The organism is Sphingomonas sp., assembly GCF_031361285.1.
Lineage (GTDB): Bacteria > Pseudomonadota > Alphaproteobacteria > Sphingomonadales > Sphingomonadaceae > Sphingomicrobium.
In genome coordinates this window covers 1-4,670 of the sequence record NZ_JANMCO010000054.1, presented here as the reverse complement: position 1 = coordinate 4,670, position 4,670 = coordinate 1, and the positions used below count along the sequence as shown (strand labels likewise).

The window sequence follows — 4,670 nt, the reverse complement described above, 5'->3', positions numbered from 1 at the left end:
GGGAGCGGACGCGGAGCCGGTTCATGTTGCAGTGCGAGCTTATGTTGCAGTGCAATGGCCTCAGGTAGTAGGCTGCCAATCGGGTTTTTGGAGCGGTTCATGGCAAAGTCTTCGGGCAAGGCGACAATCAAGAAGTACGCGAACCGGCGGCTTTATGACACCGAAAGCTCGACTTACATCACGCTCGACCATTTGGCGGCGATGATCAAAGCCGGCCGTGAGTTTGAAGTCGTCGACGCCAAGACCAACGAGGACATCACGCGGCACGTCCTGACCCAGATCATCGTCGATGAAGAAGCGCGTGGATCGACCATGCTGCCGGTCAATTTCCTGCGGCAGTTGATCGGGCTTTACGGTAATTCGATGCAAGGCATGGTGCCGCAATATCTCGAAGCGGCGATGGACGCGTTCCAGCGCAACCAGACGGTGATGCGCGACGCGTTCGGGACCAATGTGCTGGCCGATTTGGCGAAGAAAAATATGGCGATGTTCGGCGAGGCGAGCCGGGCGTTTACGCCACCGACAAAAGCGGACGCCGACAAGAAAATGCGCGACGATGAGGTCGAGAAGCTGCGCGCCGAACTGGCCGCGCTGCAGGCCAAGGTCGACCGGCTGGGCAGCTGAGCGCGATCGTGCGCAGTTTGCTTGCGGCGCTGATCTCGCTGGTTCCAGTTGCGGCGGCAGCGGCGCCAGCCCCGGCGCGGGATTTCAGCATCGCAACGGTGGCGCCAGGGGCATGGACCTATCAGGCACTGCCGGGCGCGAGCGAAGCGCGATTCGTCGACAGCGGTGGCATCGCGCGGCTGGTAATCCGCTGCACCAAGGCATCGCGGCAGGTGAGTTTTTCACCGATGACGGCGGTCGCCGCGGCAAGTATTTTCGTCTGGACCAGCTCCATGAGCCGCAATATCGCGGTGCGTTTCGACGCCAAAGCAATGCGCGTCACGGCCGATTTCAGCGCCTTCGACCCTCTGCTGGACGCGATCGCCTTCAGTCGTGGACGAGTGGCGGTAGGACTGGCGGGCGGTGCGTCGCTGGTGGTGCCGGCGTGGCCCGAAGCAGCCCGAACGATCGAAGATTGCCGAATTTGAAATACATTACAAGACTTGCTTTGCGAGCCAACAAGACTCATGTTCACATTAGTTTCAACGTAGCGAAAGGAGGTGATCCGATGTCTCATGGTTCAGCAGAGGGGTCGGTACGAACTGTTCACGAGGTGATGCGCTAGCTCACCTGGAACGGTCGGAACCTCCGGCCGCTGACCATGTCGAAGGGGATCGTCGTTCAGTCGACGGTCCCCTTTTACTTGTCCGCATTTTCGTGTTCAGACAGCGTCGACGCGCGACCGCGGCGGGAACTGTTACGCGGCCCAAGTGTCTACCTGTTGATAAAGGGAGGTTTTGCAATGGCGAAATCGAGCACGAAGAAGAGTTCAACCAAGTCTCCGCGGTCGGCCAAATCAACCGTCGATAAAATTGCCAAGGCGGCGATGAGCCGCGAAATGCTGGGCGCCGGACTGGCCGCAGCCGCGGCGGCGATCAGCGCCAGCCCCAAGGCCCGCCGTGCGATCCGCGACGCCGGCCTGGATGCGGCGGACTCCGCGTCGCAGGCAGCCACCAACGTCATGGCCAGCGCAAGCAAGCTTGGCGCCTTGATCGCTGAAGCGGTTGCGGAAGCCGCTCAGCGCGTGATGTCGGGCAAATGGTCGGAAGATAATGGCGGCAAGACGACGGCGGCGGCGAAGGCGAAGAAGCCAGCGGCGCGCAAGACTGCCGCCAAGCGCAAGGCCCCGGCCAAGCGCAATTCGGCGAGCAGTGCGAAAAAGACCAGAGTCACCAAGAAAAGCGCGGCCAAGAAAAGCACTGCGGCCCCGCGCAAGACCGGCACGCGAGCCAAAGCGGCCCGGCCCAAGACTCGCCGCACCGCCAAGGCCAAGCCAGCGACGCCGGCTAAAACCTAGGCGGCTTGTCCCGCGAACTGCAGGCGGGCGAGGCTGGCATACAGCCCGCCCGCGTCGTTCAGCGTCGCGTGGGTGCCTTCCTCGACAATTCGGCCGCCATCCATGACGATGATGCGGCTGGCGGCGCGCACGGTTGCCAGGCGGTGTGCGATGACGACGGTCGTGCGGGTTTTCATCAGCCGCTCGAGCGCTTCCTGAACGAGTTGTTCGCTGCGCGCGTCGAGCGCCGAAGTTGCTTCGTCGAGCAACAGCAACGGCGAATCGCGCAATAGTGCGCGGGCGATGGCGATGCGTTGGCGCTGGCCGCCGGACAGGCGCGCACCGCCTTCGCCCAGGAAGCTGTCATAGCCACCCGGCAGCTGGACGATGAATTCGTGCGCGTTGGCGGCCTTGGCGGCGTCCTCGATGTCCGCGTCGCTCGCATCCCAGCGGCCGTAGCGGAGGTTGTCCTTGGCCGAGGCCGCGAATAGCACGCTGTCCTGCGGCACGAAGGCGATGCGTTGACGGATGGCGGCGGGGTCGGCATCGCGCAGGTCGACGCCGTCCAGGGTGACGCGGCCTTCCTGCGGGTCGTAGAAGCGCAGCGCGAGCTGGAACAAGGTGGATTTCCCCGCTCCCGATGGTCCGACCACGGCAATGGTTTCGCCCGGCGCAATCGCCAGTGTGAGTTCGTGCACGGCCTTGTCGTCGGGCCGGGTCGGATAGCGGAAACTGACATTCTCGAAGCTAAGCGCGCCGCGGGCCGGCTGCGGCAGCGGTACCGGGTTGGCCGGTGCGCGAATTTCCGCCCTGGCGCGCATCAACTCCTCGATGCGACCGGCGGCGCCCGATCCGCGCAGCAAGTCACCATAGACTTCGGTCAGCGCGCCGAACGCGCCGCCAACCAGCACGCCGGTGAACACGAAGGCGGCGATCGAACCGCCGGTCATCCGTCCCTCGGCGACGTCGGACGCACCTTCCCATAGCAGCATGACGATCGACCCGAACACCAAGGCGATGATGGTGAAGGTCATCACCGCGCGCATGGTGAAGCGGCGGCGGGCAACGAAAAATGCGCTTTCGACCGCGCTGCGGAAACGCCCGAGTTCGCGTTCTTCCTGGCCGAAAGCCTGGACGACCTTCATCGCGCCCAGCGTCTCGGACACGGTCGAGCCGACGTCGGCGATCCGGTCCTGCGAGGAGCGGCTAAGGCTGCGAATGCGGCGGCCGAAAAACACCACGGGTCCAAAGACGATTGGGATGCCCACAACCATGAAGCCGGCAAGCTTGGGCGACAGCGCAAACAGATACGCGATGCCGCCAAGGCCAGTGGCGATGTTGCGAAGCGCGATCGACACGCTGGAGCCGACGATTTGCTCGAGGATCGCGGTGTCGGCGGTCAGCCGCGAAGCGATTTCGGACGGCCGGTTCTCCTCGAAGAAGCGCGGTGGCAGGGTCAGCAGATTTTTCTGAACCGCGATGCGCAGGTCGGCGACGGTGCGCTCGCCGATCCACGACACGAAGTAGAAGCGCATGGCGGTCGCCAGGGCCAGCAAGACGACGATGATCAGTAGATAATGGAAGGCGGTGGTGACCGCCTGGGCGCCGGCGCCGCCGGATCCGAAACCCTGATCGATGACCCGCTTGAAGCCGTAGGGGATCGCCAGCGTCGAGGCGGACGACAGGCAGAGGAAGAATATCGCTGCGGCGATTTGCTTGGGATAGCGGGCGGCGTGGCGCCAAACCAGCCACAGATTGCCGATCTTTCCCTTGGGCGCGTCGGTTTCCGGTTCGGTTTGGGTGGCCATGGGCGCGACGCCTAGCAGTGTGGCGGCGACGCCTCAATTGGGGTCGGTATTGCCGCAGTGCAGCATTCCTCTTGCCTCGGGCGGCTAGGAGCGCCACATCGCTTCATTCCCCACTAACTCATCCCCCGAGGTTCGATGCTTTACGACACCTATGAAGTGCAGCGCTCGCTCTTCGCCGGAGCCAGCAAGCTCGCCGGACTGGGCGCCGGATGGCTCAACAACCCCGCAAATCCCATGTCCTACAGCTCGATGGGCCCGCTGGTGGCGGCGAGCCTGGATGTCTTCGCGCATGCCGCGGCGCCGCGCGGCAAGCCGGAGTTCGGGCTCCATTCGACCATCATCGGCCGCAAAATCGTGCCGATTCGCGAGGAGATCGTGCTGCGCAAGCCATTCGGGCAGCTGAAGCGCTTCGTTCGGGTCGGTGCCGGGGAGAATGATCCCAAGCTGCTGATCGTCGCGCCAATGTCCGGCCACTATGCAACGCTGCTGCGCGGGACGGTCGAGCGGCTGCTGCCCAAGCACGACATCTACATTACCGACTGGCGCGACGCGAAGCTGGTGCCGCTGTCGGACGGCAAGTTCGATCGCGACGATTATGTCGATTATCTGATCGAGTTCCTCGAGGCGATCGGCGAGACGAGCGGCAAGCGGCCGCACATGCTGGCGGTGTGCCAGCCGGCGCCGGCGGCGTTCGCGGCGACCGCGCTGATGGAGGCCGACAAGAACCCGTGGCGGCCGAAGACTTTGACCATGATGGGCGGGCCAATCGACACCCGCGAGGCGCCGACCGCGATCAACACGCTGGCCACCCAGCGGCCGCTTGGCTGGTTTCAGAACAACGTCATCGCCACCGTGCCGATGATCTACCCGGGCGCCGCGCGGAAGGTCTATCCGGGCTTCCTGCAGCTTGCCGGCTTCATGAC

5 protein-coding genes are annotated in these 4,670 nt (G+C 64.1%); 4 read left to right on the top strand and 1 reads right to left on the bottom strand.

What is annotated here, in order from left to right:
- Positions 1–99: 99 nt before the first annotated feature.
- The 3 genes from phaR (at position 100) to RMO25_RS05890 (ending at position 1,960) form a co-directional block, all read left to right on the top strand.
- Positions 100–624: a polyhydroxyalkanoate synthesis repressor PhaR gene (phaR, locus tag RMO25_RS05900; RefSeq protein WP_309661677.1), complete on the top strand. Its 525-nt coding sequence runs from the start codon at positions 100–102 to the stop codon at positions 622–624.
- 8 nt (positions 625–632) lie between these two features.
- A complete protein-coding gene (locus RMO25_RS05895) occupies positions 633–1,091 on the top strand; it encodes a hypothetical protein (protein ID WP_309661676.1) in 459 nt (152 codons plus the stop codon).
- 314 nt (positions 1,092–1,405) lie between these two features.
- Positions 1,406–1,960, top strand: coding sequence for a hypothetical protein (locus tag RMO25_RS05890; protein WP_309661675.1), 555 nt, complete (start codon positions 1,406–1,408; stop codon positions 1,958–1,960).
- Here the strand turns inward: RMO25_RS05890 and RMO25_RS05885 are convergent.
- Entirely contained in the window at positions 1,957–3,747 is a 1,791-nt protein-coding gene (locus RMO25_RS05885; RefSeq protein ID WP_309661674.1) for an ABC transporter transmembrane domain-containing protein, read from the bottom strand. The two genes, RMO25_RS05890 and RMO25_RS05885, sit on opposite strands and share 4 nt — an antisense overlap.
- Positions 3,748–3,882: 135 nt before the next feature.
- Between RMO25_RS05885 and phaZ the strand changes: the two genes are divergently transcribed.
- Positions 3,883–4,670, top strand: a 788-nt coding sequence (gene phaZ, locus RMO25_RS05880) for a polyhydroxyalkanoate depolymerase (protein WP_309661673.1), incomplete at its 3' end; no start/stop codon positions are given.

Bases quoted from the DNA above. Each gene is read 5' to 3' on its own strand.
- phaR (WP_309661677.1), top strand. From the start codon at position 100: ATGGCAAAGTCTTCGGGCAAGGCGACAATCAAGAAGTACGCGAACCGG.
- RMO25_RS05890 (WP_309661675.1), top strand. From the start codon at position 1,406: ATGGCGAAATCGAGCACGAAGAAGAGTTCAACCAAGTCTCCGCGGTCG.
- RMO25_RS05885 (WP_309661674.1), bottom strand. From the start codon at position 3,747: ATGGCCACCCAAACCGAACCGGAAACCGACGCGCCCAAGGGAAAGATC.